General features: G+C 64.8%; 29 protein-coding genes. 4 read left to right on the forward strand and 25 right to left on the reverse strand.

From position 1 onward, the window contains the following. Positions 1-122: 122 nt before the first annotated feature. The 6 genes from QOH60_RS15335 to QOH60_RS15360 form a co-directional block, all read right to left on the reverse strand. Positions 123-1,379 (reverse strand): COG4705 family protein, encoded by a 1,257-nt coding sequence (locus QOH60_RS15335; protein WP_526421786.1) that lies wholly within the window; start codon positions 1,377-1,379, stop codon positions 123-125. A gap of 54 nt (positions 1,380-1,433) precedes the next feature. Beyond that, positions 1,434-4,094 (reverse strand): ABC transporter permease, encoded by a 2,661-nt coding sequence (locus QOH60_RS15340; RefSeq protein ID WP_526421788.1) that lies wholly within the window; start codon positions 4,092-4,094, stop codon positions 1,434-1,436. Next, positions 4,091-4,801, reverse strand: a complete 711-nt coding sequence (locus QOH60_RS15345) for an ABC transporter ATP-binding protein (RefSeq protein ID WP_526421790.1) — start codon at positions 4,799-4,801, stop codon at positions 4,091-4,093. Before QOH60_RS15345 ends, QOH60_RS15340 begins: the two co-directional genes overlap by 4 nt. Continuing rightward, positions 4,798-5,505: an ABC transporter ATP-binding protein gene (locus QOH60_RS15350; protein WP_526421792.1), complete on the reverse strand. Its 708-nt coding sequence runs from the start codon at positions 5,503-5,505 to the stop codon at positions 4,798-4,800. Before QOH60_RS15350 ends, QOH60_RS15345 begins: the two co-directional genes overlap by 4 nt. Then, the gene (locus QOH60_RS15355) at positions 5,469-5,930 is read right to left on the reverse strand and encodes a hypothetical protein (protein WP_526421794.1); all 462 of its coding nucleotides are present in this window, start codon (positions 5,928-5,930) and stop codon (positions 5,469-5,471) included. The genes QOH60_RS15350 and QOH60_RS15355 overlap by 37 nt, the downstream gene beginning before the upstream one ends. Before the next feature lie 547 nt (positions 5,931-6,477). Beyond that, complete coding sequence (locus tag QOH60_RS15360) at positions 6,478-7,296, reverse strand: COG4705 family protein (protein ID WP_526421796.1); 819 nt, start codon at positions 7,294-7,296, stop codon at positions 6,478-6,480. Between the two features lie 1,101 nt (positions 7,297-8,397). Here QOH60_RS15360 and QOH60_RS15365 point away from each other — a divergent pair. Then, on the forward strand, positions 8,398-8,616 hold the full coding sequence (locus QOH60_RS15365; protein WP_526421798.1) for a hypothetical protein: 219 nt from the start codon (positions 8,398-8,400) through the stop codon (positions 8,614-8,616). Positions 8,617-9,099: 483 nt separating this feature from the next. After that, entirely contained in the window at positions 9,100-10,383 is a 1,284-nt protein-coding gene (locus QOH60_RS15370; RefSeq protein ID WP_526421906.1) for an alpha/beta hydrolase, read from the forward strand. A 15-nt stretch (positions 10,384-10,398) separates the two neighbouring features. On the opposite strand, the gene QOH60_RS15375 is transcribed toward QOH60_RS15370, so the two are convergent. From QOH60_RS15375 to QOH60_RS15390, 4 genes are all read right to left on the reverse strand, one after another. Then, the gene (locus tag QOH60_RS15375; protein ID WP_526421800.1) at positions 10,399-10,605 is read right to left on the reverse strand and encodes a hypothetical protein; all 207 of its coding nucleotides are present in this window, start codon (positions 10,603-10,605) and stop codon (positions 10,399-10,401) included. Between the two features lie 3 nt (positions 10,606-10,608). Next, a complete protein-coding gene (locus QOH60_RS15380; protein ID WP_526421802.1) occupies positions 10,609-11,376 on the reverse strand; it encodes a COG4280 domain-containing protein in 768 nt (255 codons plus the stop codon). Positions 11,377-11,467: 91 nt separating this feature from the next. After that, complete coding sequence (locus QOH60_RS15385; RefSeq protein WP_526421804.1) at positions 11,468-12,307, reverse strand: energy-coupling factor transporter transmembrane component T; 840 nt, start codon at positions 12,305-12,307, stop codon at positions 11,468-11,470. Next, on the reverse strand, positions 12,304-14,367 hold the full coding sequence (locus tag QOH60_RS15390; protein ID WP_526421908.1) for an ATP-binding cassette domain-containing protein: 2,064 nt from the start codon (positions 14,365-14,367) through the stop codon (positions 12,304-12,306). Before QOH60_RS15390 ends, QOH60_RS15385 begins: the two co-directional genes overlap by 4 nt. Positions 14,368-14,543: 176 nt before the next feature. On the opposite strand from QOH60_RS15390, the gene QOH60_RS15395 reads away from it, so the two are divergent. Then, entirely contained in the window at positions 14,544-15,212 is a 669-nt protein-coding gene (locus tag QOH60_RS15395; RefSeq protein WP_526421806.1) for a response regulator transcription factor, read from the forward strand. A 22-nt stretch (positions 15,213-15,234) separates the two neighbouring features. Here the strand turns inward: QOH60_RS15395 and rpsQ are convergent, their stop codons facing one another. From rpsQ to rpsJ, 11 genes are read right to left on the reverse strand one after another with little or no spacing between them, the layout of a single operon-like run. Continuing rightward, on the reverse strand, positions 15,235-15,555 hold the full coding sequence (rpsQ, locus tag QOH60_RS15400; RefSeq protein ID WP_526421808.1) for a 30S ribosomal protein S17: 321 nt from the start codon (positions 15,553-15,555) through the stop codon (positions 15,235-15,237). Beyond that, positions 15,555-15,791, reverse strand: a complete 237-nt coding sequence (gene rpmC / locus QOH60_RS15405; protein ID WP_526421810.1) for a 50S ribosomal protein L29 — start codon at positions 15,789-15,791, stop codon at positions 15,555-15,557. Before rpmC ends, rpsQ begins: the two co-directional genes overlap by 1 nt. Then, the gene (rplP, locus tag QOH60_RS15410; RefSeq protein ID WP_526421812.1) at positions 15,791-16,207 is read right to left on the reverse strand and encodes a 50S ribosomal protein L16; all 417 of its coding nucleotides are present in this window, start codon (positions 16,205-16,207) and stop codon (positions 15,791-15,793) included. The genes rpmC and rplP overlap by 1 nt, the downstream gene beginning before the upstream one ends. A gap of 3 nt (positions 16,208-16,210) precedes the next feature. After that, positions 16,211-17,053 (reverse strand): 30S ribosomal protein S3, encoded by an 843-nt coding sequence (rpsC, locus tag QOH60_RS15415; protein WP_526421814.1) that lies wholly within the window; start codon positions 17,051-17,053, stop codon positions 16,211-16,213. Further along, the gene (rplV, locus tag QOH60_RS15420; protein ID WP_526421816.1) at positions 17,053-17,733 is read right to left on the reverse strand and encodes a 50S ribosomal protein L22; all 681 of its coding nucleotides are present in this window, start codon (positions 17,731-17,733) and stop codon (positions 17,053-17,055) included. Before rplV ends, rpsC begins: the two co-directional genes overlap by 1 nt. Further along, a complete protein-coding gene (gene rpsS / locus QOH60_RS15425; protein WP_526421818.1) occupies positions 17,730-18,011 on the reverse strand; it encodes a 30S ribosomal protein S19 in 282 nt (93 codons plus the stop codon). The genes rplV and rpsS overlap by 4 nt, the downstream gene beginning before the upstream one ends. 10 nt (positions 18,012-18,021) lie before the next feature. Beyond that, a complete protein-coding gene (rplB, locus tag QOH60_RS15430) occupies positions 18,022-18,864 on the reverse strand; it encodes a 50S ribosomal protein L2 (RefSeq protein WP_526421820.1) in 843 nt (280 codons plus the stop codon). Positions 18,865-18,914: 50 nt separating this feature from the next. Continuing rightward, on the reverse strand, positions 18,915-19,217 hold the full coding sequence (gene rplW, locus QOH60_RS15435) for a 50S ribosomal protein L23 (RefSeq protein WP_526421822.1): 303 nt from the start codon (positions 19,215-19,217) through the stop codon (positions 18,915-18,917). Beyond that, positions 19,217-19,873: a 50S ribosomal protein L4 gene (gene rplD / locus QOH60_RS15440; RefSeq protein ID WP_526421824.1), complete on the reverse strand. Its 657-nt coding sequence runs from the start codon at positions 19,871-19,873 to the stop codon at positions 19,217-19,219. The genes rplW and rplD overlap by 1 nt, the downstream gene beginning before the upstream one ends. Continuing rightward, positions 19,873-20,526: a 50S ribosomal protein L3 gene (gene rplC / locus QOH60_RS15445; protein WP_526421826.1), complete on the reverse strand. Its 654-nt coding sequence runs from the start codon at positions 20,524-20,526 to the stop codon at positions 19,873-19,875. The genes rplD and rplC overlap by 1 nt, the downstream gene beginning before the upstream one ends. A gap of 15 nt (positions 20,527-20,541) precedes the next feature. After that, the gene (gene rpsJ, locus QOH60_RS15450) at positions 20,542-20,847 is read right to left on the reverse strand and encodes a 30S ribosomal protein S10 (RefSeq protein WP_003883485.1); all 306 of its coding nucleotides are present in this window, start codon (positions 20,845-20,847) and stop codon (positions 20,542-20,544) included. Between the two features lie 337 nt (positions 20,848-21,184). Here rpsJ and QOH60_RS15455 point away from each other — a divergent pair, with 337 nt between their 5' ends. Continuing rightward, entirely contained in the window at positions 21,185-21,661 is a 477-nt protein-coding gene (locus QOH60_RS15455; protein ID WP_526421828.1) for a PaaI family thioesterase, read from the forward strand. Between the two features lie 95 nt (positions 21,662-21,756). Here QOH60_RS15455 and QOH60_RS15460 read toward each other — a convergent pair whose 3' ends face one another. From QOH60_RS15460 to mftE, 4 genes are read right to left on the reverse strand one after another with little or no spacing between them, the layout of a single operon-like run. After that, positions 21,757-23,334: a carboxylesterase/lipase family protein gene (locus tag QOH60_RS15460; RefSeq protein WP_526421830.1), complete on the reverse strand. Its 1,578-nt coding sequence runs from the start codon at positions 23,332-23,334 to the stop codon at positions 21,757-21,759. Positions 23,335-23,370: 36 nt separating this feature from the next. Beyond that, complete coding sequence (mftG, locus tag QOH60_RS15465) at positions 23,371-24,819, reverse strand: mycofactocin dehydrogenase MftG (RefSeq protein ID WP_526421910.1); 1,449 nt, start codon at positions 24,817-24,819, stop codon at positions 23,371-23,373. Next, positions 24,816-26,228, reverse strand: coding sequence for a mycofactocin biosynthesis glycosyltransferase MftF (gene mftF / locus QOH60_RS15470; RefSeq protein ID WP_526421832.1), 1,413 nt, complete (start codon positions 26,226-26,228; stop codon positions 24,816-24,818). The genes mftG and mftF overlap by 4 nt, the downstream gene beginning before the upstream one ends. Next, a complete protein-coding gene (gene mftE / locus QOH60_RS15475) occupies positions 26,225-26,971 on the reverse strand; it encodes a mycofactocin biosynthesis peptidyl-dipeptidase MftE (protein WP_526421834.1) in 747 nt (248 codons plus the stop codon). The genes mftF and mftE overlap by 4 nt, the downstream gene beginning before the upstream one ends. Positions 26,972-26,980: the final 9 nt, after the last annotated feature.

The raw sequence follows: 26,980 nt of genomic DNA on the forward strand, positions 1-26,980 counted from the left end.
ATGAACACGCTGAGCAGCCGCTGAGGGACGCTGAGAAATGCTGAGAACCCGCGGCCACGAGATCTCGGTGCTTTGAGAATGGCCGAAGGCGCCGAGTTTCCGCGGCGCCTTCGGCGTAGTGGCTATGTCAGCGAGTTCAATAGTGTAGTGAGAGCTTGTATCTGCGCATTGGGATCGGGTGAGCTTTTCCGCACAGCCTCGAGTGCGGTGTCGATCTGACCGTCGAGGGCCGTCCAGGTGGCGTCATCCATGGGTTTGAGGGTGGGCTCGTCGTCGTCCCAGGCGGTTTCGAGGTCCTTGATGCGAGCCTTTGCGCCCGCTTGATCTCCCGCCTGGACCTTCCCGAGCGTGTCCTGAACGACAGTCCGGAATTTCGCGACCTCGCCGGCCGGGAACTTCGTCGTCGCCTGTCCTGGTGGAACCGTCCCGGTGACGGACGTCGTCTCGGATTCCTCCGCAGCCGCCGGGGCCGCATGCTCCTGGCCGGAAGACCACACGAGCAGTGCGCCTGCAAGCGCGGCGACCACTGCGTAGTAACCGAGCATGATCCGCTCGCGGGTCAGGTTCCGTGCAACCGTGGGCGCTGGAGCGTGTTCGGGTTCGTCAATGACGTCGACGCGTGTTCGCGTCAGGTAGAGCACCGTGGCGAGGATCGCGGTGAGGAAGATCACGCTCGTCAGAGCGGTACCCAAGCCTAGACCGTGCTGATCCGTCGAGAACCCCAGCCAGTCACCAAGATTCGCGCCCAGCGGGCGGGTAAGGATGTACGCCAGCCAGAAGGACAGCACGGCGTTCGCGCCGAGCCGCCAGCCGACCACGATCGCGGCAATCAGCGCAGCTGGGAGCAAGACTGCGATGCCAGGGCTCCAGCCCGTCAGGACCAGCGTCCAGTCGCCCGCCGCTGTGCCCAGCGCGAAGGTGACCAACACTGCGAGCCAATAGAACAACTCTCGCGGCAGCGTGACGATGCTGTGGATCGAAAGGGTCTTCTCGCGGGCGTACCAGACACCGAAGACGACGGCCAGACCCGCCGCAAAGACGCCTGTACTCACTGCCAGCGGCACGCCCAGGTCGTCAGTGAGGATGTCGGTGTACAGCGTCCCCGTCACGCTGACTACGACAACCGTCAGCCAGTAGACGAAAGGAACGTAGCGTTTGAGACTCAATTGCCATCCCAGAACCGCGGCGAGAATAACCGTGAAAATCACGGCTGTCAGGTTCAGGCCGACGCCCAGCCTCATGTTGATCCAGTCGGCGAAACTCTCACCCACGGTCGTGCAGAGGATCTTTATGACCCAGAACCACAACGTGACCTCAGGCACCTTGCTCAGTAGCAGGCGCGCGGTCTCGGCGGTCTCGGATGTCGTTGTGTTAGTCACGCCGCGACCCTAGGGACAGAACGCTGAGGCGACGCTGAGAATTACTTTGCCCCGTTATCGTTCGCCGAAGACAGAGGGTGGCGATCGCCGTGCCAGCCAAAGGGTGATTGCCGATGCGCCCGCAATCGCCGCAATAGCGGTGAGCCCGATTCGCACGAGGTAGCCCCACGGGACCGAAAGGCTGGTCGGCGGCGGGTCGAAAACTCCGGTGAGGACGGCGACGAGCATCCGCGACAACCCCCAACTCAATGCTGCGCCGGCGATCAACCCACACACGATCAGCGTCAACGCCTCCGCTGCCACGAAAGCGCGTACTTGTCGGCGCGTGGCGCCGAGCGCGCGGGCGAGGGCGAAGGTACGACGGCGTTCGGCAAGTCCAAGTCCAAGGACCAGTCCGCCTCCGGCCACGGCCAGGCACAGCCCGAATCCGAGTTCAACACGGGCAAGACCAGCAAGATTTACCGCAGTCAGGCTGGAGCCGACTCTGTCCCGGGTGGCGGCGATGTCCGTCACCGTCGCCGAGGTACCTAGGAGAGCTCGGACCCGAACAGCGACTGCGGTCGTATCGCGTCCCCCGGTGTCGACAAGGAACGTTCCGATAGCGTCGCTGCGTGTCTGTCGTTCTACGAAGCCGGCATTGGCGACGAAGAAGCTGTCCTTGGGAGCGGTGGGGAACTCGGTGACAACTCCGACGTAGCGAAACGGCACCGTAACGAGCTGGCCTGTCTCGCTGTTCTGCAACCGCAAATTGATCATGTCACCGACCGCGAGCTGAAAGTCGCTGACGGTTTCTGCGCTGACCAGAATCGAATCTGGCTGGTTCTCAAGTCGATTCATCAACGAGCTGGCGGAGCCTCCCTGGAAGTAGCTGTCCTGCAGTGCGGTAACCGAGCCGATGCTCGCCGGATCGATGCCATACAAATCCTGCACATCACTTCCGATGTACGCGAACCGGTGCTGGATCGGCTCGACCGCACGCACACCTGGCAGCGCAGCAAGACGTTTGATCGTGTCTGCCGGAAGCTGCGCCCCCGGGCTCACGGTGACCGCCACGTCCGCACCGTTGGTCAGCTTGGCGTCCGCCTCGGCCTGAGCTTGGTAGGTTTCGGTGAAGGCGGCAGTGGAGGCAGCGAACGCCGCTGCCAGGGCCAGAAGCACGATTGCGGTGGCCAGCGGTGCCCGCTGCCTGGACAGCGAGCGCGACAGGATGCGCGACAGCCGCCCGGCGACGGGGCGAATCAGGACTGCGACGCCGGGACGGCCGCGCCTGAGGAGCAATTCGGCAAGTCGCCAGATGAACAGCGTCCCGCCGACCCAGAGTAGCGCCGGTGCAGCGAATGCCCAGTAGGACACTGATATCGACGGGACACCCTCGGGAGCCAGCACGATCTGATACCCAGAGCGCCCACCCGACCAGAACAGCACACCTGCGGCGCACAAGAGAATGATGTCCAGGCCGAATCGCGACCATATCGGAGGTAGATCTCTCCGAACGCTGACACGCCCCTCAGTGACCGTGGCGCGATGAATGTCGTGCCACGCGGGCAGTAAAACGACTGCCGCGGCGATCGCGAGTCCGGCAGCGGCGGAACCCGCTGCCCACCCGATGGCGGCACCGGCATTTGCTCCGAAGCTGGTGGAGCCGAAACTCAGCGAGCCGATCGCGGCGGCAGCGATCAAACCGACTGCGCTGCCAAGGATCCCGACTATGGCCGCTTCGACTGTGGCGAGGCGGATCAACTGGGCTGAGCTGGCGCCGCGCGCGCGTAGCAGTGCTTGCTCGAATCGTCGCCTGGGTGCCCCTGCGCTAACGATGGTTGCCGTCAATAAGGCGGCCAAAGCTGCGGCGGGCAGCCCGAGAAAGAGGAACAGTATCCGGGCGTAGGCGGCATCACCACGCGCGGCGTCGAGCGCGGCGCCGAGGTTGTCACCCACGAGTGCGGCTCCCGCGCTTTGCGCCTCTAGGTTGTGTGCGGCGGCCGTGACTTGGGTGTAGGCCGCGGCCGGGTCGGGTGGAAGGTTGTGATCGATCCTCGTGTGTATCTGGGCGTTGACGAGATCCGGGTGCGGTGCCGCCAACGGGTCGAACACGTTGTGCCACTGTGCTTCGTCGAGGATCAGCACATTGTCGGGCGGGGCCGCCGGTTGGGCGCCACGCGGTGCGCCGACCTTCTGGAAAAGCGAGTCTGCTTGACGCAACTCCACGACCCCGTCGACAACCACCGACGCAGGTGCCATACCTGCTCGCTGGATCTGGACGGTGTCCCCCGGCACGACACCAAGGTTCGCGGCCGTCTGTTGGGCCACGAGAACACCACGGTCGGCACCCACCAGCGTGCGAACGGAACCGGGGAATACGCTGTTGTAGTCGGGGGGAATCCCCAAAATCATTGCTGCGCCCGTCATCCGGCTCATGCCATCATTCGCAGCGGTGAGTCCTGACGACCGAGCGAAACCGACCGGCAGCGCGGCCCGCACATGAGGCGCCCGTTGCACAGTGTCGAGCACCGTCGCGAGTGAGGCGCCCGGTTGGACCTCCACCTGCCAGTCGACGACGACTGTCCGGGTTGCGCGTTCAGTCATGGTGTTCTGCGCGCTATCGAGGAAACTGCCCAGGCACGCGAGCAGCGCCACGGCTGCAGCCACTCCGGCTGCGGTCGCGGCCAGCCGGCCAAAGCGTCTACGCAGGAGTCCGAAGGTCCAGAGCGAAATCACGACGCAGCCGGCCCAGCACCCGAAGAGAGCCCAAGCCGTCCGTCACACATCGTCCATCGCTCAGCGAAGAAGTTGGCAACGAATGGATCGTGGGTGGAGACGATCACCGCCGCCTCGATGGCGGTCGCGGCATCCAGTATGGCTACGAGGACTCGATGGGCGGTCTCATGGTCGAGCTGCCCGGTAGGTTCGTCAGCGAGAATTAGCGCTGGCCGGGCGGCGAGGACGCGTGCTATCGCGACCCGTTGGGATTGACCGCCGGACAACTCGTCGGGCAGTTTCGCGGCCAAGTCGCGCAATCCCACAAGCTGGAGGGCTTCCAGTGCCCGTTGCGTAGCGGTTTCCTCGACGAACCCGGCGAACAACATGGGCAGTGCCACGTTCTCGACGACGTCAAAGGTGGGCAACAGGCTCGGGCCTTGAAACACCAGACCGATCCCGCTGGGGGGGTGTGACGGGTGAGAGGTCAGCGCCGGCCAGCGCACGCTACCCGTTGTCGGCGCGTCGATTCCAGAGATCAGGTGCAGCAACGTAGATTTCCCGGAGCCGGACGGCCCAGTCAACGCGATGCGCGCTGAGGCTGGTACGCGGCAGCTGACCCCCGAGACAGCATGCACCTCCGTGACGCCAGAACCGAAAGTGCGTCCGACACTTTGGCATTCAGCCACCACCGGGCGATGTGCGGGCCCGTAGTCCCGGGGCCTCACGCGGATAACCGCCCGTCATCGAGGCGGAGAGTGCGGGTCGCTGCAGCGGCGACAGCCGTACTGTGGCAGGCGACGACGACCGCTGTCCCTCGTTGGGCTGCGTCGACTATCAGGTCGATCACGCGCGTCTCGGCGGTGCTGTCCACTTCAGCGGTGGGCTCATCGGCGAGCAGCACTGTGGGCTGGTTCGCCAGTGCAACCGCGAGTCCGGCGAGTGCGAGCTCTCCTCCCGAAAGCTGACCTGGGTAAGCGCGTCTGCGGTGTTGCAGCCCGACCAGCCTGAGCACGTCGGGTCGATCGGTGCGCGATCGCTTCGAAAGCGACTGCACCAGTGAGACGTTCTGTGCCAGGTTGAGATGCTGGATCAGGTTGGCGGTCTGGAACAGCATCCCGATATGGCGGCCGCGGATTCGCGCGCGTTCCGGCTCTGGCCGATGACTTATTCGTTGCCCCCCTACGCACACTCTGCCGCCGTCTGGGTTGTCCATCCCGGCCAGACACGACAACAGCGTTGACTTACCCGATCCAGACGGTCCGGACACTTCAACGAATTCACCCGGCCTGACAGCCAAGGAAACCCCCTGCAGTGCAAGTGTTTCCTCGTCGCCAGCGCGGTAGAACCTGTATAGCGAACGCGCCTCCAACGCGTACGCCGGTGGCGCTTCGCCTACTGCCACTGCAGCGAATCGGTGATTGTGCGCCACGGATCGACGTTGTCAGCGCCGAGTGGGCCGGACAGGGTCAGGATCACCTCGTGACCGTCACGCCAGAATTCATACCGCTCGACGGCGTCAACTCCGACCTTGCCAGTCACGGCATTCGGCCCTGAGGTCGCCTGATAGGTGATCATCACGGCCTCACCGGCCTTGCGTTGAACGATCCTGACCGGACCGAACTGGTACCCGCCGGTGGATGATTGAATTGCCGGTACCTCATCGCGCTGAGCCGACTCGGGTGTCGGTGCGACCGAGGCAATTTGCAGCTCGATACGCACAGTGTTGAGTTTGTCGGTGAAGACGGTTGCCGCGCCCTGAGCCGACTGAGCCCACCCTTCGGGCACAGACACGGTGAACAGCCCGGTGGACGAACTGAATGGCACGTAGACCTGTGTGTCCGGGATGTCTCCCACCTGGCTACTCTCGGGCTCGCCAGATTTCGTAGAGCTTTCGCCGACTGCCGGCACGGACAAATCCCGCGACCCGCACGCTGACAGCGCAAGCGCCGCGACCAGGGCCACACCTACACACAATGCAGCAATGACGCGCTTCATTGGATTCCTTTCAGCGTCAACGTGATCGGAGTGGGCAGCACCTCCAACGCTATGCCGTCATCTGCGATGCCAAACGCCCCGTTTGTTCTGGAAAGCACCACGAGCCCAGTCTGACCAGTGTTCGCTGAGTGGACGCTGAGAGAACGCGGTCGGACTTCGGTCCGCGCGTGCGGACCGTCACGTCATCGCTGTCCCCCAGAGGACAAGATCGAAGGTGTTGCGTTGGACCAGGCGAGGGTCCTACTTGCCTCGATCGACGAGCACATTGCCCAGATCTCAGAGCCGCCGGTTCCCCGAGCTGCGAGTTGTGAAGCCGGCAGGCTCAGTCTGACTCAGCGCCATCACCGGGTCTGCGCGGCCAGCGCTGCTGCGGACGGTGCCGGAATCACCCGGCACCGCCCGACTCTCAGCTAGTCCGTTGCGCAGTGACCAGTTCGCCATTGGGCCTTTGCGGTTCGCCTGTGCGTCGGTGCACGGGGGCAAGGATTGGGTCCAAGGGATGGCGACGCACGTGAATGGTTTGATACACGATCAGCCCGATGAGAACGGCTAGAAGCGCCGCTGAGGTCCAAAGGGTCCCCCAAGCCAGGCCACCGTGGTCGAGGGGTTTGCTCAGGAAATCCCCTCCAGTCGCACCCAGTGGGCGGGTGAGCACGAACGCCGTCCAGAACAACAGCATTCCGTTGATCGGAGTGAGGTAGTGGCCTGCCAGCAGGGCCAGCATGATCCCGAACAGGAGTAGTGCGCTGTCCCGGAAACCCAACCCCAGGCTGTCCGCGAGGAAATCGCCACTGGAGGTACCCAGGCTGTTGGAGAACAAGATCGCGATCCAGTAGAGCCCCTCGCTCTTGAATGTTGCGACGGATTCCACGTCGAGGGTTTGGCCGCTGCGCCACCAGATGACAAACACGATCGCTAGACCGGTCGTAAGTGACAACGCGCCTCGCGTGTAGCCGATGCCACCGGTGCGATTCATCAGGTCTGACAATGTGGTGCCTGCGGTGCTCGTGAGTGCAACCACGGTCCAAAAGATCGCCGGGTGAAAGCGGCGGGCCCTGAGCTGACACACCACCGCGACCAAGAACAGCCCGAAGAAAATCAATGTGCTGACCAGGTAGCCGACGTGCAACGTCTGGGCGAGAAGGTCGCCGCCGGTTTCGCCCAGGGTAGTCGCGGCGATCTTGAGCACCCAGAACAAGACGGTGACATGCGGAAGTTTGCGCATCACGTAACGTGCCGATGCATCGGACAGCCCGGCGCGCGCCGTGTCAGATTTTGGTTGAAGACATTTTTCTCCCATCTGGGTTCTCAATCACGTTGTGGGGGAGGGTCGTTCGCCCGCGTGCGATAAAACGACCGCTATCGCCGATTCGGGCTCGATGCCCACCGAGCCTCCGGCGATCTGCAATCGACCACGGCGACAAGATATTCGGTGCTCCCACTGCCGCACTGCGGCGGTTTCCAACACGTCGCCAGTCTTAACACCAACCGCTAAGAAGCCGCTGAGGACCCCTGTGGGCCCGCTGTGGCGCTTAAAGCAAAGTATGACGCTGTACCGGCATCGCGTTACTGTGATGCGAGTCTCACTGCGTCTTAATGATTTTCGTGGTTGGATTCCGCGTTTGCGGCGCCCTTGGCTCGCGCCACCCCCAGAAATCGCGCTGTTCTCAACCGTTTTCAAGCAAATGCATAGCCACACAACAGCAAGATTCAGCGATTTGTCAGTGGGTTTCAGCCGTCCCTCAGCGTGATTCTGACACCGTGCGGTCATTGAGCTCCACACGACCGAGAGGCATCCATTGAAACTTTTAGCAGGGGTAGTCGTTGTCGCCTCGGGATTGGCGACGGCGGCAACGGGGTTCGCCGGCACAGCGCGCGCTGATGCTTGGGAACCAACTCCGCCAACCAATCCATTCCCCGGATCGGCACCCTCCACCGAGAAAGCCGACGTCCTAGTGACCAGGATGCAATCCAGCGGCTACCGGGTCATCCTCAATAAGATCGGAACAGCCCCACTCAGAAGACGCTGTACACGACGGTCTACGTGACTGCCGACTGCACGGCATCGACGCACACGAAGGCTGGTGCGTGACATGGACCGGACGTTCTCTGACAAGCGGATGGTATGGACCGGCGCCATCACTGCTGCCGCGACGGTAATGACTCTGTTCAGTGCCGGCGTCGCAAATGCGTCGCCCGACATGACCGGCAAGACCTACGCCGAGGCCGCGGTGGCGCTGAAGCAAGACGGCTTGACGGCCGTGGCGCGCAGCACTGTCGGCGACAAGACGGCGCAGGGGATTGCCGCGTCATCCACCAACAGGACATGTCCACGGGGTTTCCGTCGGCGTGGTCGACCTCGCAGACAGTGAACGGTGACTTCATCGGCGGCGATCAACCCACGTTGTACCCCGGTCCAGGCTTCGGGGACATTCCTGTCCCGGGACGGGTGATGTTGACGTTGAGCTGTTACCGGGCCAGCGGCGGTCCCGACATGTCGGTTGCAACCGGCAAGGGTGACATCAACTCGAAGAAGGCTCCGTAGGGTCATCGTTTCGGTGAGGGGGCCGCGTTCGCGATCGGAGAACACCTCATGCCGCCGTACACAACGCTTTCAGCCGGGATCTTTGAGGGCGGCAACGCCCATCCATGAGATGACGATGCTCCGAACGTGCTGAGCAGACACTGAGAACGAGAGGCCAGGAGCCGTTCACGTCGCTAGGCCGAGTAGGTCTGTACGCGTGTGCTTCTCAGCGTTGACACAGGGCCGCAATCTTAGGATGCGGCTGCGCGGAAGTTTCGGCAGCAAAGCAGTAGCCAGATGACAGAGGTGTCGGTGATGACTGTTGGTGTGCGATTATCGGCGCCGAGGTCCGCCGCGGTGCGAAATCGCCTGCGCGATGCGTTTGCGCGCCGTCCGTCCGGGTTGGCGACGAAGGTGCTGTGCAGGGGCGCTCTGGCCGCGGGGATCACGACTGCGATCGTCGCCGCCACGAACTACGAGTCCGTGCGCCATCGCATCGGGGCCATGTCACTGATAGATGGCTGGCTTCCCCCGGTGACACAGGCCTTGACGGTCATTGCTTTCGTATGTGCAGTCGGCTGGCGATCGCGCCGCTGGCGGGTTCTGCTGGTGCCGTTAGCACTGGTTGTCGGCGTGACGCTGGCAGCGTGGGCACATTGGTACATCACAGCGACAGGCATCACGGGCGACGGGCCTCCGCGCACTCTGTGGATCTGGATCGGCCTGACCGGCGCTGGTGCGGCAATTGCCGTGTTGGGCTGGCGGAGCGCCCGATGGTGGCGGCGCATCGCGTCGCTACTGGCGATACCGCTCTGTCTGTTGAGTTGTGCCCTGACCGTCAATCAATGGGTCAGCTACTTCCCGACGGTGTATGGCGCCTGGAGCCAGTTGACAGCCGGCCCGCTCCCCGATCAGGCCGATCGCGCCACCGTCGTCGCGATGCAGCGCAACGGCGCCGTCCCCTCCAGGGGCGTCGTGGTATCGGTGGCCATTCCCGCGGACGCATCGAAGTTCAAGCACCGCGACGAATTGGTGTACTTGCCGCCAGCGTGGTTCGCCACCACTCCGGCACCGCGACTGCCGGTGATCATGATGATCGGCGGAGAGTTCAACACCCCTGCGGACTGGTTGCGCGTCGGCCAAGCGGCCCGCACGATGGACGACTTCGCTGCCGCACATGGCGGCAATTCGCCAGTGCTGGTGTTTGCCGATTCCGGCGGCGCATTCAACGTCGACACAGAATGCGTCAACGGCAGCCGCGGCAATGCCGCCGACCATCTGACGAAAGACATTGTGCCCTATATGGTCTCGGACTTCGGAGTGAGCGTCGACCGCGCCAACTGGGGAGTGGCGGGCTTCTCAGCGGGCGGCACATGCGCGGTAGACCTCACGGTCATGCATCCCGAATTGTTCAGCGTCTTCCTCGACATCGCAGGCGACCTCAGTCCGAACACCGGCACCAAGGCACAGACGATCGCAAGGCTGTTCGGTGGGGACCCCAATGCGTGGGCCGCCTTTGACCCGGGAACGGTGATGGTCAACCACGGCCCGTACTCAGGAGTTTCGGGATGGTTCGCGACGGTCGCCTCAGGTGATGCCGCCGCCGGTGACGCCGCCCGCACGCTGTGCGCACTCGGTAGTCGGCAAGGCATCCGGTGCGCCGTAGTACCCGGCGCCGGTAAGCACGACTGGATCTTCGCGGCCTCGTCGTTCGCGACTGCACTCCCCTGGATGGCGGGGCACCTGCTCACGCACGGGGTGCCGTCATCTGTACGTCCAGCGCAGTGACGCGCTAGCTGAGCCTCACGTTTTCGCCCGGGTCGCGCGGTAGATGCTCAGGGGCAGCGCCGCAGCAACGGCGACGACCACGATCCACCACGTTGACGCCCCGGTCACATGATTCACTGCGAACGTGCCGGCGAGTGCCAGCGCAACGATAAGTGCCACCTGCCAATCGTCACCGATGACGAAGTTGTACCAGAACGCACCGAACGCGCGGATCCTACGCATTTGTCAACTCCCTTGAACGCCAGTTGTTTCAGCGTCGTCGGCGACGCGCGCGCGACGTCTGAAGATGACCGCCAATGCCAATGCGTAGAGCGCCGTGCCCGGAATCAGGACAAGCAGAGCGAGATCCTCGCCGGGCCAGTGGGCACCGGCGCCCTCCGCACCCCAGAAGATCCCGAAGGCCGTGAGCATCACCCCTACCGCGAACTTCATGCTGTTCTCCGGAACGCGCGCCAACGGTGCACGGATTGCCCAGCCCGCGATTGCGACGAGTAATACCGCTGCAGTCGCTGCCAGCGCGGCTAACGGAATGCTGCCCTGGTTGGCCCCGAACGTCAGCGCAATGAACGCGACCTCCACGCCTTCTAGCGCGACGCCCTTGAACGACAGCGTGAATGCGTACCAGTCGTCGACCAGGGCTCGACTCGCCTTCGGTCGGGTTCGGGCCTCAGCGAGCGTGGCCTGATACGCCAGTTCCTCATCGTGCAGGGCTTTGTTGCCGCTCGCCCGCAGAATTGCCTTGCGCAGCCACTGAAGACCGAAGATCAACAGCAGCCCGCCAACGAAGAGGCGCAATGCATCGACCGGAATTGCTGAGATCGCAGGGCCCAGCGCTGCGATCACAACGACCAGGACGAGTACACCGGCGACCGCCCCGATAATCGCCGAGCGCCAATCGCGCGCGGTTCCTGCGGCAAGGACGATGGTCAGCGCCTCGACTGCCTCGACCAGACACGCGAGAAAGACGGTGATGAAGAGAGCTGAGCCGCTCACTCAACCCCACCTCCTTCGTCCTTCATCGTGTCCGTGTCGGGCCGTGGCGCGCCTTTAGCGATTATTACCTGCAAGGCAATCCTTCGGTTGATCAGTGCATCGTGGTGGGAAAGAACATGAGTTCACAGGTCAACGCCGCACCGCACACCAGGGTTACCACGGAAAGAGCAACCCAATCGCGGGGTTTCGGCCGCGACGGAGTCGCCGAAATCTGGCCGGTGCCGCCTCGCGCAGTTATTGCGTCGCCCATCTCGTCAGCGCGTCGCAACGCCACAGTGATCGCAGCAGTCAGCACGTCGATGACGCTGCCTGCCCAATGACGAAGGCGCCCGCGCCACGTAGCGGGCAGGCTTGGCTTCGGGCGCAGGCGCCGGGCAGCGTAGAGAATACGGAATTCTTCGAGCAGCATCGGGAATGCCCGCATCGCCAATGCGATTCCCACTGCCCACTCGTCGACGGGAATCCGCACCCATCGCAGTGGGCGGCCGAGAACAGCGACGGCAGGCGCGACATCAGCCACGTTGGTGGTCCAGGAGACCAAGGCGCCAACACCGACCAGCACGCCGGTGAGTGCCGCGAACCGCGCAACGTCCAACAACCCGCCGAGCCCAACGGTCACCGCGCCCACGCCGACATACGGACTCCCGCCGGCCAACACGGACGTCGCGGCGGCAAGTACGGTGACAAGCCACATCCAGCGCGGCACCGACGGCAGCACTCCGCGCGGAATATGTGCCAACCGTGCGGTGATGATCAGCAACGCGGCCGTCAGCGCGATGGGTCCCCATCCCGGATAGGTTGCCAGCAACACCGAAATGGCCAATGCCGTAATGAGTTTGGTTCCCGCCCAGAGGTCGTGAATTACAGAGGGCCCCGGCACCGGGCGCAACAGCACCAGGGGCCGGGTCTGACGCACATCCGCCGACGTCATGAGTTCGCCTTACCCACCGCGAGCGTGGATTCCAATTCGCCAGCACGCAAATGCAATACCCGCGGACACAGGTCGTCCAACCCCGAGAAGTCGTGCGAGATGACGACCACGGTCAGCCCGGAGCGGCGCAACCGTTGCAGCAGCCGCACCAAAGCGCGCTGGCCCGCGGCGTCCAAGCCGGCGAGGGGTTCGTCAAGTATCAATGCGCGCGGCGAGCGAGAAAGCAGTCCCGCCAGGACTACTCGACGCATCTGCCCGCCGCTGAGTTGGTCCACTCGCCGCCGCGCCAACTCGGCGTCCAAACCCACGTCGGTGAGCGCCGACGCCACTCTGTCGGTGTCCTCGGGTGGAAACCCGGCGGCCGAGGCGATCTCGTGGCCCACTCGGCCGCGCATGAGCTGCAGGCGCGCAGCCTGGAACGAGATCGCCACCGCACCAACTTGGTTCGAGACCGGTTTGCCGTCGAGCAAGCAGATTCCCTCGGTCGGAACGGTCAGCCCGGCCATGATCCATGCCAGCGTCGACTTTCCCGACCCGTTGCCACCGTGGATCAGAACACCGTCACCCTCGTCTATTGCGAGGTTGACACCGCGTAACGCCGTCGTGGCCCATGGGGTTCCACGGCCGTATTCGTGGCCGACACCAGCGATTTCGAGCACTGGACCAGTGACGGTGTGCCCTATCACGGGGTCAGCTGCTGGCGGCAGCACCGTCTCGATCATGTCGGCCGCGTGAGTCGATTCACGTCCGGTGAGGGCGATCGTGCGGTCAGCGGATTCAGCCTCGGACGTGTAGTGGGTGATCTGCACCATTGCCATCCGCCGCCGGTCAGCGAGGCGCGAGAGTACCGACAGCAGGTCATCTCTGCTTTGCTGGTCGATCATCGACGTCACTTCGTCGGCGACCAGCAGTGATGGTTCACGCGCCAGAGCGGCGGCCACGGCCAGCCGTTGCAGTTCTCCCCCGGACAGGCCGCCGGTGTCCCGATCGGCAAAACCGGCCAGACCGACTTCGGCAAGCAGCCGCCCGACCTCCGTGCTGTGGCCGGGCGGCAACCCCCACACCACGTCATCCGCGACTCGACTTCCGAGCACCTGACTCTCCGGATGCTGCAAGATCACCGCCGTTCCGCCGAACTGACCCAATCCGACTGCCCCCGGGCGTTCGACCGTGCCTCCGGCGGGATCGCGGCCCGCGAGAACCAGCATCAACGTCGTCTTGCCTGCGCCGTTCGAACCGGTGACCGCGACGTGCTCGCCGGGACCGACGCTCATAGTCAACGGACCCACGGCGTCGTGGTACATCCCGGGGTAGCGGAACGTGACCTCGCGCAGCAGCACCGGAACGGGTGCGATCGGCCCGGACTCCACTGGGGAGTCCAGCTTGTGCACATCCGGGATCTCACCTAGCCGCCGTAACACCCGCGACAGGGCCCACCACCCGACGACCGTGGTCGCTACCACACCCAGGACTGACGCGCCGCCGACGAGCCACGGCCAGTAGTGAAGGGACGCTTCGAAAGTCCGCTTGATCCAACCTGCAAGGCCGTGCAAGACGGGAACGTGGACCATTACCGCCGTGACACCGTCAACATTGGCCCGCATCGAAGCGAAACCGAGCTCGCGCAACCTGGATAGCACCATCAGTGCTGCCACCGAGGCGACGCCCGCCAAAACGCCCGCGCCCAGTGACACGAAAAGCACGGTCACGAAACCCCGTCCCCGACGCTTGACCACACCCGTGATGCCCCCGATGTACGCGCAGCCCAAGACCGTACTCAAGCCGCCGTTTCCGGCCACCACAAATGCGATCACGCTGCCTGCCACTGTGCCGAGAACAAGCGCACGAAACCGGTAGCGATAGGCGAGCAAGCCCATCGGGACGGCTCCCACTAGGGACAACCCAGCGATTGGCGGGATCAGCGCCGACAGGATCGACGTTGCTGCGCACAACGCAGCCATCACCGCGGCCTGAGCCATTTCGCTGGGTCGCAGTGGTCCACGCGCAGCCACAGCACGAGGTGTCGACGACTCGGCCAAGTCATCTCGAATGTGCAGCATCACCTAACAACGGTAAGTCGCCTTTCCTGAGGAGACGCTGAGCCTTCACGTGATCGCCGTTGTCCTTCATGCCGGCATTCCTCAGCGTGCTCACAGGGCGCGAATGCCAAGATGCCAGCCGTGGTGACCGACAGGTCGTCGGGTCCTGTATGCGGATGGAGCTATTGGGTGACGACGTGAGGGTTCTGCTCGTGGAGCACGAGACGCGCCTTGCCGGGGAGATCACGACGGGTCTGCAGGCGGAGGGATGCGTCGTCGTTTTGTGCGACAACGGTGTCGCGGGTCTCCAAGAGGCCACTGAGCGCTCCTACGATGTCGTCGTACTCGACGTCATGCTGCCCGGGCGTAGCGGGTACGAAGTTCTGCGAAGGATGCGCGCAAGGGGGGTGTGGACCCCGGTGCTCGTGCTCGACGCCAAGGACGGCGAGCGCGACCAAACCGAGGCCTTCGACCTCGGTGCCGATGACTATCTGACGAAGCCGTTCGCGTTCCGCGTTTTCATTGCCCGACTACGGGCACTGGTGCGGCGCGGACGGCCCGTACCTTCAATGGTGCTGACAGCCGGGTCGCTATCCCTGGATCCCAATCGTCACACCGTCCACCGCGAAGACACGCCAATCACGTTGACCCCCAGGGAGTACGGCGTGTTGGAGTTTCTCATGCGCAACAGTGACACGGTTGTGACGAAGGCAAACATTCTCCAAACCGTGTGGGATGCGGATCAAGAATGCTCCGACAACGTCGTCGAGGTATACGTGGGATACCTCCGGCGCAAGATCGACGCACCTTTCGGCACCAACACGATTGAGACGATCAGGGGTGTCGGCTACCGTTTGATGCCTTGATGGCACCGCCGCGCGGTGACCGTTATTTCGCGCGTTCGAGGACCTCGACCAGCCGCCAGCGCTTGGTGGCAGACAGCGGGCGAGTCTCCATCAGGGAGACGCGATCACCGATGCCGGCGTCACCGTTCTCGTCGTGTGCCTTGACCTTCGTGGTGGTCCGGATGATCTTGCCGTAGAGGGGGTGTTTCACCCGGTCCTCCAATTCGACGACGATCGTCTTCTGCATTTTGTCGGACACGACGTAGCCGATGCGGGTCTTGCGGCGCCCGCGCGGCTTCTCGGTGCGAGGAGTGCGCTTGGGCCCCTTGGCTTTAGCAGCCTCAGCGGTCTTCTTCTCTGCCATCACTGATCCTCACTACTACCGGGACCGGCGGCCAGCCCCAGCTCACGTTCACGCAACACCGTGTACACGCGGGCGATCTCCTGCCGCACCGTGCGCAGCCGGCGGTTGTTGTTCAGCTGACCGGTGGCCATCTGGAAGCGAAGGTTGAACAACTCTTCCTTTGATTCACGCAGACGCTCGGTCAACTCCTCGTCGGTGAGCTCTCGCAGCTCGCCGGCGGACACTCCCACTGCCATCAGAAGTGCTCCTCTCGGGTCACAATGCGCGCCTTGATCGGCAACTTGTGAATCGCGCGGGTCAATGCTTCGCGCGCGACCTGATCGTCGGGATAGCTGAGCTCGAACAGGATTCGGCCCGGCTTGACGTTGGCCACCCACCACTCCGGCGAGCCTTTGCCCGAACCCATGCGGGTTTCAGCCGGCTTCTTGGTCAACGGGCGGTCGGGGAAGACATTGATCCACACCTTGCCGCCACGCTTGATGTGCCGGTTGATCGCGATACGCGCGGCCTCGATCTGGCGGTTCGTAAGGTACGCGTGCCCAAGCGCCTGGATGCCATAGTCACCGAAGCTCACGGTCGTACCGCCACTGGCGATGCCGCGCTGCTTCGGGTGATGTTGTTTGCGGTGCTTGACTTTACGGGGAATCAACATGGCTCAGCTCTCAGTGCTCTCAGTGCTCTCAGTCGCGGCGGGCGCCTCAGCCGTGTCCGCGGCTGTGGTGCCAGGATCCTCGGCGGCAGCACGGCCGGCCTCGGTGCTCGTCGCCGTCGTGCCCGACGCGCCGCTGCGGCGGGGGCGGGTGCCCGACGGACGCTCCCGGCGCGGACGCTCGGCGCCCGCGGGTGCGGCGGCGGTCGCTTCGCGCTTGCCGCCGACGATGTCGCCCTTGTAGATCCACACCTTCACGCCGATGCGGCCGAATGTGGTCTTGGCTTCATAGAGGCCGTAGTCAATGTCCGCACGCAGGGTGTGCAGCGGCACGCGGCCCTCGCGGTAGAACTCCGAGCGGCTCATTTCCGCACCGCCGAGGCGGCCCGAGCACTGCACCCGGATGCCCTTCACGTTGGGCTGCCGCATCGCCGACTGGATCGCCTTGCGCATCGCACGACGAAACGCCACACGGTTGGACAGCTGCTCCGCCACGCCCTGAGCCACCAACTGTGCTTGCGACTCAGGGTTTTTCACCTCGAGGATATTCAGCTGGACCTGCTTGCCGGTCAGCTTCTCCAAGTCGGCGCGGATGCGGTCGGCCTCGGTGCCACGACGGCCGATCACGATGCCGGGGCGCGCGGTGTGGATGTCGACGCGCACCCGGTCGCGGGTACGTTCGATCTCCACGTCGGCGATGCCGGCGCGTTCCAGTCCCGTTGCCAGCAGCCGCCGGATCGCCACATCTTCCTTGATGTAGTCCGCGTACTGCTTGTCGGCGTACCACCGGGACTTCCAGTCGGTGGTGATACCGAGGCGGAAGCCGTGGGGGTTGATCTTCTGGCCCACTACTCTGAGCCCTCCTTCGCCTCTTCAGAGGCTTTCTTGGCGGTACTTGATGTGGCCGGCCCAGGGGCCCCGGAAGCCTTCTTCGCCGGCGCCTTCTTGGCGGTTGCCTTTTCAGCAGTAGCCTTCTCGGCAGATGCTTTCTTTGCCGGCGCTTTCTTCGCGGGTGCCTTTTCGGCAGCACCCTTCGTTGCCGGCGCCTTCTTCGCGGGTGCCGTTTCCGCGGCGCCCTTCGTTGCCGGCGCCTTCTTCGCCGCAGCCTTGCTGCCCTCGGCACGACGCGCGCGAGCGGCACTCGCAGAGCGACCGCCGCCACGCTGCTCGCGGCTCGGGCGGCTCTCCACCACTACCGTGATATGGCTTGTGCGCCTGCGGATCCGGAAGGCCCGGCCCTGCGCGCGCGGACGGATCCGCTTTGCGGTCGGGCCCTCGTCGGCGGTCAGCGTGGCGACGACCAGCGTCGCCGGATCGAGGCCGTCGTTGTTCTGCGCGTTCGCAGCCGCGCTGGCGATCACCTTGGCCACCGGCTCGCTCGCCTGCTGCGGAGCCCACCGCAGGATGTCGAGCGCCTCGGCCACCGGCTTGCCGCGAACCAGGTCAATGACCCGGCGCGCCTTGCTCGCCGAGACCCGCACAAAGCGGGCCTTGGCTGTCGCGCTTGGATACTCAGTACTGATCGTCATCGCCTTTTGGCTTTCCGGTCGTCCTTGATGTGTCCCCTGAACGTCCGCGTCGGTGCGAACTCGCCGAGCTTGTGCCCCACCATCGCCTCGGTGACGAACACCGGGACATGCTTGCGGCCGTCATGCACCGCGAAGGTGTGCCCGATGAAATCGGGAATGATCGTCGACCGGCGCGACCAGGTCTTGATGACCTGCTTCGTGTTCTTGTCGTTCTGTACGTCGACCTTCTTGAGCAGATGGCCGTCGACGAACGGACCCTTCTTGAGGCTGCGTGGCATCAGCTAGCTCCTACCGGTGGTGCTTCTTGCCGGTGCGCCGGCGTCTGACGATGAGTTTGTCGCTGGTCTTGTGTGGCTTGCGGGTACGGCCCTCAGGCTGGCCCCACGGGCTCACCGGGTGGCGGCCACCGGAGGTCTTGCCCTCGCCGCCGCCGTGCGGGTGGTCGACCGGGTTCATGACGACACCGCGGACGGTGGGCCGCTTGCCTTTCCAGCGCATGCGACCGGCCTTGCCCCAGTTGATGTTCGCCTGCTCGGCGTTGCCCACCTCGCCGACCGTGGCCCGGCAGCGCGCATCGACGCGCCGGATCTCGCCGCTGGGCATGCGCAATGATGCATAGGTGCCTTCCTTGCCGAGCAGCTGAATGCTCGAGCCTGCGGAGCGCGCGAGTTTCGCGCCACCGCCCGGACGCAGCTCGACCGCGTGAATCAGTGTGCCCGCCGGGATGTTTCGCAGCGGCAGGTTGTTACCGGGCTTGATGTCGGCGTTGGCGCCGGACTCGACCACATCGCCCTGGCTCAGGCCCTGCGGCGCGATAATGTAGCGCTTCTCGCCGTCCAGGTAGTGCAGCAGCGCGATTCGGGCGGTGCGGTTCGGGTCGTACTCGATGTGCGCGACCTTCGCGTTCACGCCGTCCTTGTCGTTGCGCCGGAAGTCGATAATCCGGTACGCACGCTTGTGGCCGCCGCCCTTGTGCCGGGTGGTGATGCGGCCGTGCGCATTCCGGCCGCCACGACCGTGCAGCGGACGCACCAGCGACTTCTCCGGCTCCGAACGGGTCAGCTCGGCGAAGTCGGCGACGCTCCCACCGCGACGGCCTGGCGTCGTCGGCTTGTACTTGCGGATTGCCATGTCTCTAGTCCTCTGTGTTATCTGCTCTTCGCGCGAGCGCTCATCGCCGGCTAGGCCGGTGCTCCGAAAAGGTCGATCGGCTTGCTGCCAGGGGCGAGGGTCACGATCGCGCGCTTGGTGTCCTTGCGCTTGCCGTACCCCGTCCGGGTGCGCTTGCGCTTACCCTGCCGATTGGCGGTATTCACCGACGCCACTTTGACGTTGAAGATCTTCTCGATTGCGATCTTGATCTGCGTCTTGTTGGAATCCGGGTGCACGACGAACGTGTACACGTTGTCCTCGATCAGCCCGTAGGACTTCTCGGAGATGACCGGGGACAGGATGATGTCGCGAGGGTCAGTCACGGTCGCCATCAGGCCGACACCTCCTTAGTTGTGTGGGCCTCGATAAACGCGTTCAGCGCCTCGACGCTGAACACCACGTCGTCAGACAGCAGCACGTCGTAGGTGTTGAGCTGGTCCGGCGAAAGCACATGCACGCCGGGCAGATTGCGCACGCTCTTGGTGCCGGTCTCGTCGGTGCGTTCAATGACGATCAGCACCCGCCTGCGGTCGGTCAGCTCGGCGAGAAATGTTCTCGCCGTCTTCGTCGACGGGGTCTGGCCTGCAACAACTTCGGTCACCGCGTGAATACGGCCGTTGCGAGCGCGGTCCGAAAGCGCACTGCGCAGCGCGGCTGCAATCATCTTCTTCGGTGTCCGCTGGCTGTAGTCACGCGGCTTCGGACCGTGAACAACGCCGCCGCCGGTGAACTGCGGGGCACGCGTCGAACCCTGACGTGCGCGGCCGGTGCCCTTCTGGCGGTACGGTTTCCGGCCGCCGCCCCGCACCTCGCCTCGCGTCTTCGTCGAGTGCGTGCCCTGACGCGCGGCCGCACGTTGCGCGGTGACCACCTGGTGCATCAACGCGATGTTGGTCGGCGCGTCGAACAATTCGGCGGGCAGCTCGACGGTGCCGTCCTTCTTGCCGCCTGGCGCATGCACGTCGATCTTGAGCGCCTTCGTAGCCATTATTTGTCACCTCTTTTGATGGCACTGCGGACCATCACCAGTCCGCCGTTGCGGCCAGGGATCGCGCCCTTGATCAGCAGCACGCCGTTCTCGGCATCCACTTTGTGCACCAACAGGTTCTGCATCGTCACACGCTCGTTGCCCATCCGGCCTGCCATCCGGGTTCCCTTGAAAACGCGTGCGGGAGTTGCACATCCGCCGATCGAACCCGGCCTGCGGTGCACCGCCTGGGCGCCGTGGCTGGCACCCTGGCCACGGAACCCGTGGCGCTTCATAGTGCCCGCGAAGCCCTTACCCTTCGAGGTGCCGGTCACATCGACATAGCTGCCGTCGGCGAAGATCTCGGCGGTCAATTCCTGACCCACCGCGTACTCCGCAGCTGCCTCGGGGTCGTCGAGCCGCAGCTCCGCCAGATGCCGGCGTGGATTGACACCCGCTGCGGCGTATTGACCGGTGACCGGCTTGTTCACCTTGCGGGGGCTGATTTCGCCGTACGCCAGCTGGACTGCGCTGTAGCCGTCGCGCTCCGGGGTGCGGATGCGTGTGACGACGTTCGGCCCCGCCTTGACCACCGTCACCGGCACGACGCGGTTGTTCTCGTCGAACACCTGTGTCATGCCCAGCTTGGTGCCGAGAATGCCTCTCCTAGCCATGATTTCTGCAGGCTCCTACTGGATGTTCACGTCGACGCTGGCGGGCAGGTCGATGCGCATCAGCGCATCAACCGTCTTGGGCGTCGGGTCGAGGATGTCGATCAACCGCTTGTGGGTGCGCATCTCGAAGTGCTCCCGCGAGTCCTTGTACTTATGCGGGGACCTGATGACGCAATACACGTTCTTTTCGGTAGGCAGCGGCACCGGGCCGACCACGCTGGCGCCCGTGCGGGTGACCGTCTCGACGATCTTGCGCGCCGAGGCGTCTATGGCCTCGTGGTCATAGGCCTTGAGCCTGATGCGGATCTTCTGTCCCGCCACGCTTCTTCCTCACTCCTGCTCGCGCCGTCGCAAGCGCTCTTGCGCTCCGTGTCGTCATCCCGCGCACGCGCGGGGTGTCGCCGCCTCTGTTCACCTGTCGTGGTGCTCCGGCCCCCGCGGTCGGGTGTGTCGCCCGCACGCAGTCTCGTTCGCAGCGAAATAATCGCCACAATCGAGGAGTGGACCGGACGCGCCCGTGTGGGCGCCGGTATGCCCCGGCCAGGCAGCCCGAAAAGGCACCGCCCTGCGCAAGGCAACCCGAACAGTATGCCCTAGATCGATGGCTTCGCCAAATCCCTCTTCAGGGGCATTTCAGCTGGCCATAGTATGCGTCGTCATGACCAACACCACCCCGACCTACCGGCTGTGGAAGTCCCTGGCTTCACGGCCGGGCGGTTCCCGCGTTTTCTCGGTCGCGACCATGGTCCGAGTGCCTTATTTTGCGTCGATCGTGCCGCATGTGCGCCGGATGGAGCCCGGATTCGCCGAGGTGAGCGTGCCGAAGTGGTTTTACGTCCACAACCACTTGGGCACCGTTCACGCGATCGCGTCCTGTAATGCTGCCGAACTGGCCATGGGAATGCTGATGGAGGCAACCGTTCCGACCAGTCATCGCTGGATCCCGAAGTCGATGACCGTGGCCTACCTCGAAAAGGCGACGACGTCGTTGCGGGCCCAGGCTCGGCTCGACCCACCAGACTTCACCACGATCACCGAAGGTGCCGAGATCGTCGTCCCAGTCAGCGTCTTCGACCGGACGGGAACCGAGGTCGTGCATGCCGACATCACCACCTGGGTGACGCCGCGTTCGTGATCGCGCGGCGGAACCGTCGTCAGCTCCTGCACTCGCGAATCTGAAGCTACTGCGACGACACGCCGATGACGTTCGCAGAAATTTCAGATTCGCGGTCAGCCCAGCGACGGCGGCGGGACCGTCGCCCAAAACGCGCACTGATGCTCGTCGGCGTATGTGGTCGAAGCGTCGACCTCGGGAGTGTCCAAGAACATCCACGGTCCGCCGCCACCCGCGAAAGCCGGCCACGACGGGCCGCCGCGCGGCGCACCGTCGGCGACGAAACCTGACCAGTAGTCGATCATCTGGTCAGACAGCTTCTGTTGCTCCCCAGTCAGCGGTCTGGCGTTGCCGATATCGAACAGGTAGCGCAGCTCCAGCGCGTGACCGGCCCCAATCGCAAACGGCACGGTGTACAGCAGCTCCGGCAGCGGGGCATTGCGGTCCCTGAACTCGTAGCCGTACACCGGCGCGCTGCGCGCGAGGTCGGACTGCATTTGGTTTGCGGGGCAGGCGAATAGGCGATCGGTCATCACCGCCGAGTACGCCAGCTGCGCATTCGCATACCGCTCGCTTGGGTACTGCTGGCCTACCCGGGCGGCGTCAGCATGGAACGTGTCGGCAAGCTGTTGCGAATAGTCGGGCGTTCGGTGATCCGCCAGCCACTTCTGGGCAGCGAAGAGCGTCCACTCGTCATGATTGGTGCCGATCAGAACAGGAACCTTGGCCCAATTCCCTTGAGAGACAGCTGTCATCGGATCAGTCGGCAGCGACGCGGTCCCGGTGATCGGGCCAGTCAACCTGCCGGGGCCGATGGGGTAGTAGCCCGGCGGATCGGTCAGCTTCTCCCGCGGCAACCCACGAAGGCACGCCGGCGCGCTGGCGGGATCGGCACATCCGACAGCGGCGGCGTACGCGAGACTCGCCTGTTCGGCGGTGGCCCGGTCCACCGCCGCCTGGCAGGGCCCGCTCTGCACGATGGCCGCGCGGAACAGACCCTCCGACCCGGGCGCGACGAGGTGATCGCAGACCGACATGCCTCCCGCCGATTCGCCGGCGATCGTGACCTTGGCGGGATCGCCACCGAAGTTGGCGATGTTGTCGCGTACCCATCGCAATGCCGCCTGCTGATCTTGGAAGCCGTAATTGCCGACGTCGTCGCCGGCGGCCAGTGCCGGGTGTGCCAGAAACCCCAGTGCGCCAAGGCGATAGTTGATCGTGACGACGATGATGTCGCCGCGCTCGACGAGCCATCGGGAATCGAAGACGTCGCTACTGCCGTTTGCGAACGCGCCGCCGTGGATCCACACCATCACCGGACGTGGGGCGTCCGCCCGCGCTGCGGGCGCCCACACGTTGAGGGTTAAGCAGTCCTCGCTGACCTTTTGGCCGCCGGCCGGGTCGCTTTTCGTGTCCTGTAGACAGCGGTTGCCGAAACTCGTCGCGTCGCGCACGCCGTCCCATGGCTTCGGCGGCTGCGGCGGCTGAAAGCGAAGCGGGCCCTCCGGCGGCGCGGCGTACGGGATGCCCGCATACAGCAGATGCTTATCGGCGGCCACTCCGCGCACGGTGCCCGCGGTCGTTGCGACCTCGGGGCCCGCAGCCTTGGGGACCTCGGGCTTCTGCCCGCACGCCGAGGCCGTCAAGAGCCCCGCGCACATGACCGTGACGAGCAGCGACCGGACGATACGCACGAAAGCCAAACTACCTATCGAAGCTGGCCGCGTCGGTCAGCCGGCGGCGACGAACCCCGCAGCCCGGTGGGCCAGCATCACGATGGACGCATGGGGCCCCCGACGGGTGATGGCAGGCAGCGCCGCTCCGTCGATCACCCAGAGGCCGTCGACACCCCGCACGCGGCACTGCGAATCCAGCACCGCACGATCGTCGCTGTCTGCGCCCATCGGCGCAGTCGCGCACAGATGTTGCGACGTGGACCAAAGCGGTTCGGACGCCGGGCTTGCCACAGCGCACACTTCGCGGGCGAGCTCGCTTCCCCGCTCAAGATCGGACGTGTCCGTTGGAGAGCTGTCGTAGCGGTGTTCGATGAGCGGAGCAACTCCCGGGTCGTCTGAGACGACGGTGACACGACCACGTGATCGCGGCTGCATCAATGCGACGCCGACGTGCGGCCAGTCAGGCGCACCCGCGCCGCCGTCACCGACCATAGCGATGAACCCTCCTGTGTACGGCCGGATTTCGACGTCGAAGTCGGTGCGCAGAACGGTTTCGAGCGGCGGCCGTCCGGCTGCTGTCACCCAGGTCGTGGGCATGACCCACTCGGGGTGGTCGATGCTGTTCATCCCGACGGGCGCGACGGCTGTGCGCGGTATCCCCGACGTCCGTAACACCGCTTCGTCGCCGATGCCCGAGAGCATAAGGATTTGCGCGGTATCGATTGCACCGGCGCACAACACAATTCGATCGGCTGTCAGTAGAACTGACCCGCCTGGCCCTGTCACTTCCGCGCCGGTGACCCGGTTCGACGATATCCGCAGCCGCCTCACCGCCGTCCGGGTGAGCACGGTGAGGTTGGGCCGCCCGAGAGCGCGTTGCAGGAAGGCGGTACCAGGGCCCACACGAACGCCGTCGGCGATGTTCAGCGGGAGCAGGCCAATGCCGACCATGTCGTCACCGGCGTCGGCGGCGCCGTTGAGATCCGGTATCCAGGTGAAGCCCGCGCGCCGTGATCGTTGAACGAAATCATCTGTGCATTCCGTGATTTCGTCGGGACGATGGACCGGTATCGGCCCTGCGTTCCCATGCAGCGGGCCGGCGAAGTCGAAGTCGGTCTCGATCTGCCGGAAGTGTGCAAGCACGTCGGCCCACGCCCAACCCGGCAGCTTCCACCCGTCGAAGTCGGAGGGCAGGCCCCTGCAGAAATATCCGCCGTTGACCGCCCCGGAACCGCCCACCAACGCACCCCGGACGATCTCGCGCGTCCGACGGGGCTGCTCGGTCAGCACTGTCTCATAGCGTCGCACCAGGGGGCTGGCCGATCCGATCGGCAGCACGCTAGCGTCGGAAGTCACCGCGCCGACGCCCGCGTCCGTCAGGGCCGGGCCCGCCTCGACCACAGTGACGCGGCACCGGTCGTCAGCGGACAACCGTTCTGCTACAACGCTTCCGGCGCTACCGGCCCCTACGACAAGAACATCGCTGTGCAACGCGATGGTTATGTCCGAATCTGCGGTTTCAACGGCCCGGGATGTCGTTCCTGGACCATTCCCGTCCACATGCCGGCCCCGTACGCGAGGTCGTCGAGGCGCTTGAGCACCAGATACGGCACGATGCCCAGCTGCTTGGTCTCCACGTCGACGTTCTTGTGCCTGCTCACCCAGTCAGCCACCCCGTCGATGACCGCCGCGATCAACACGATGTGACGGAACCGCCGGAACAGAATCGCGGCGATCAGCGCGATCGGCCAGTAGTGCCGACACACAGCGGATGCCAATTGCAGCGCCGCCGAGCCCATTCCGCGCGCCGCTAGCTCGGCCACGTCTTTGGGTTTGGACTCCACGCCGTTGAGCGTGTTGGCGATGCGCCGCGCAGTGAACGCCGCGATCACGATCGACGCCAGGTATCCCAACCCTGAGCCCATCGCCATCAGCAGCCACAGCAGCAATGTCCATCCGGAGATCACCAGTGGCGCCGTCTTGTCTGGGTGCCGGACCGACAGCGGCGCGGCCGACTGGCCGTAGAACACCTTGCGCGCCAACCATGTTCGCATTCCGACCCGGTGATCGTGGGCCACCAGTGCGATCGGCTCGTAGCGCAGCCTTGCACCGGATTCCACGAGGCGCCAGCACAGGTCGACGTCCTCGCCGGACCGCAATGTCTCGTCAAAACCGCCTGCGGCCGCCATCGCCGATCTCCGGCAGATGATCGCCGCGCTCGGAACGTACGAGACGGGCCCATAAGGCACCACCGGCGCCTCGCGGCGACCGAGGTCCAGCGACGAGCGCACCGCCTCATAACGCGCAATCATGTTGTCGCTGTGGGAAAGTCCGACGATCCGCGGCGCCACAAGAGCCACCGCCGGATCGGCGAAATGACCCAGCAGGGCCTCCAGCCAGCCCCTGCGGGGCACGACGTCGGAGTCCAGGAAGGCGACGTAGTCGGTGTTGCATGCGGCAAGGCCCGTGTTGCGCGCCGCGGCGGGGCCCTTGCTACGCGCGTGCCGGATCACCTCGACCTGACACCGGGCGCTCTCGAACTCATGTTGCCGCACAGGGACCGCCGACCCGTCGTCAACTACGACCACCCGCAGCCCGCGCAGCGTCGATAGCACGCGCCGAAGCCCGAATACATTGTCACGCACCGGGATAACGACAGTCACGTCGCGGTGCGACGGGCCGCCGGATGGCCGTGGGTGCGCAACCGTTGCGTCGAGTAACGTACGCGCGAGCTGGGCGCTGACAGCGTCGTTCACCTCGAGCCTGCCGTTGTCGAGCAACGTCTGCGCGTCGGGAGCCAGCCGAAGCAACCGCGTGGGCGATCCACCGAGCAACGCCTCGCCTGCGCCCAGCACGCGAACGCGACGATCGACCTGGACAGCAAACCCGTCCGGCAGACGAGGTTGGGTCATTCAAGCATCCCGTACCGGTTAGGAGCCCAGCGCCTGACCCGGCTGACGCACGTGTCAACTATCTCGGTGAACAGGCGCGCACCCTCGGCCGCCGACGCGGTCGTGGGGTCACCCAGCACGCCTACCTCGCTCACTGCGGCGACGCCGCCACGACGCATGGCCGGCATTATTTCCGCTAGCGGAGTCACGTTACCCGCACACCGTTGATCAATACAGACTTCTTCGGGTGAAAGATGCAGCAGTATCGACGTTTCGGTGTGTCCGGCGTGGGCGTCGCCTCCCGTCACCACGCACGAGTACCACCCGACGTCCCGGCCTTCCGCTCTCAAACACGCCACAGCAGCCCTCAGAGCGGCGACATTGCCACCGTGTCCGTTGATGAAGAGGAGGCGCTGCGCCCATTCACAGGCCGAGCGCCCGAACTCCAGTAGTACCTGCTCCAGCGCGAACGTGCCAATCGACACCGTGCCGGCGAAGCTCTGGTGTTCGCCGCTGGACCCGTAGGCGACCGCTGGAGCAACCACCAACGGTTCTGGGTAACCGGTGGTCTGGAGATCCACGACGACAGCATTGGCAACAGCTGCGGCAATGCGGGTGTCGGTGTCCAGTGGCAGGTGCGGGCCGTGTTGCTCGGTGGAACCGACCGCGACCACTACGGCGGGCGACGTACCTTCTAGCTGCTTCGACCTCGACTTCCCTAGCTCCGTCGGGGCGATCACGTTGCGATCGTAAGCCGAATTCATCTGGGATAC

It is taken from the genome of Mycobacterium sp. (genome assembly GCF_032159765.1).
Classification (GTDB): domain Bacteria; phylum Actinomycetota; class Actinomycetes; order Mycobacteriales; family Mycobacteriaceae; genus Mycobacterium.

Bases quoted from the DNA above. Each gene is read 5' to 3' on its own strand.
- QOH60_RS15360 (WP_526421796.1), bottom strand. From the start codon at position 7,296: ATGCGCAAACTTCCGCATGTCACCGTCTTGTTCTGGGTGCTCAAGATC.
- QOH60_RS15365 (WP_526421798.1), top strand. From the start codon at position 8,398: ATGTCCACGGGGTTTCCGTCGGCGTGGTCGACCTCGCAGACAGTGAAC.
- QOH60_RS15370 (WP_526421906.1), top strand. From the start codon at position 9,100: ATGTCACTGATAGATGGCTGGCTTCCCCCGGTGACACAGGCCTTGACG.
- QOH60_RS15375 (WP_526421800.1), bottom strand. From the start codon at position 10,605: ATGCGTAGGATCCGCGCGTTCGGTGCGTTCTGGTACAACTTCGTCATC.
- QOH60_RS15385 (WP_526421804.1), bottom strand. From the start codon at position 12,307: ATGACGTCGGCGGATGTGCGTCAGACCCGGCCCCTGGTGCTGTTGCGC.
- QOH60_RS15390 (WP_526421908.1), bottom strand. From the start codon at position 14,367: ATGCTGCACATTCGAGATGACTTGGCCGAGTCGTCGACACCTCGTGCT.
- rpsQ (WP_526421808.1), bottom strand. From the start codon at position 15,555: ATGGCAGAGAAGAAGACCGCTGAGGCTGCTAAAGCCAAGGGGCCCAAG.
- rpmC (WP_526421810.1), bottom strand. From the start codon at position 15,791: ATGGCAGTGGGAGTGTCCGCCGGCGAGCTGCGAGAGCTCACCGACGAG.
- rplP (WP_526421812.1), bottom strand. From the start codon at position 16,207: ATGTTGATTCCCCGTAAAGTCAAGCACCGCAAACAACATCACCCGAAG.
- rplV (WP_526421816.1), bottom strand. From the start codon at position 17,733: ATGACGATCAGTACTGAGTATCCAAGCGCGACAGCCAAGGCCCGCTTT.
- rpsS (WP_526421818.1), bottom strand. From the start codon at position 18,011: ATGCCACGCAGCCTCAAGAAGGGTCCGTTCGTCGACGGCCATCTGCTC.
- rplB (WP_526421820.1), bottom strand. From the start codon at position 18,864: ATGGCAATCCGCAAGTACAAGCCGACGACGCCAGGCCGTCGCGGTGGG.
- rplW (WP_526421822.1), bottom strand. From the start codon at position 19,217: ATGGCGACCGTGACTGACCCTCGCGACATCATCCTGTCCCCGGTCATC.
- rplD (WP_526421824.1), bottom strand. From the start codon at position 19,873: ATGGCTACGAAGGCGCTCAAGATCGACGTGCATGCGCCAGGCGGCAAG.
- rplC (WP_526421826.1), bottom strand. From the start codon at position 20,526: ATGGCTAGGAGAGGCATTCTCGGCACCAAGCTGGGCATGACACAGGTG.
- QOH60_RS15455 (WP_526421828.1), top strand. From the start codon at position 21,185: ATGACCAACACCACCCCGACCTACCGGCTGTGGAAGTCCCTGGCTTCA.
- mftF (WP_526421832.1), bottom strand. From the start codon at position 26,228: ATGACCCAACCTCGTCTGCCGGACGGGTTTGCTGTCCAGGTCGATCGT.
- mftE (WP_526421834.1), bottom strand. From the start codon at position 26,971: ATGAATTCGGCTTACGATCGCAACGTGATCGCCCCGACGGAGCTAGGG.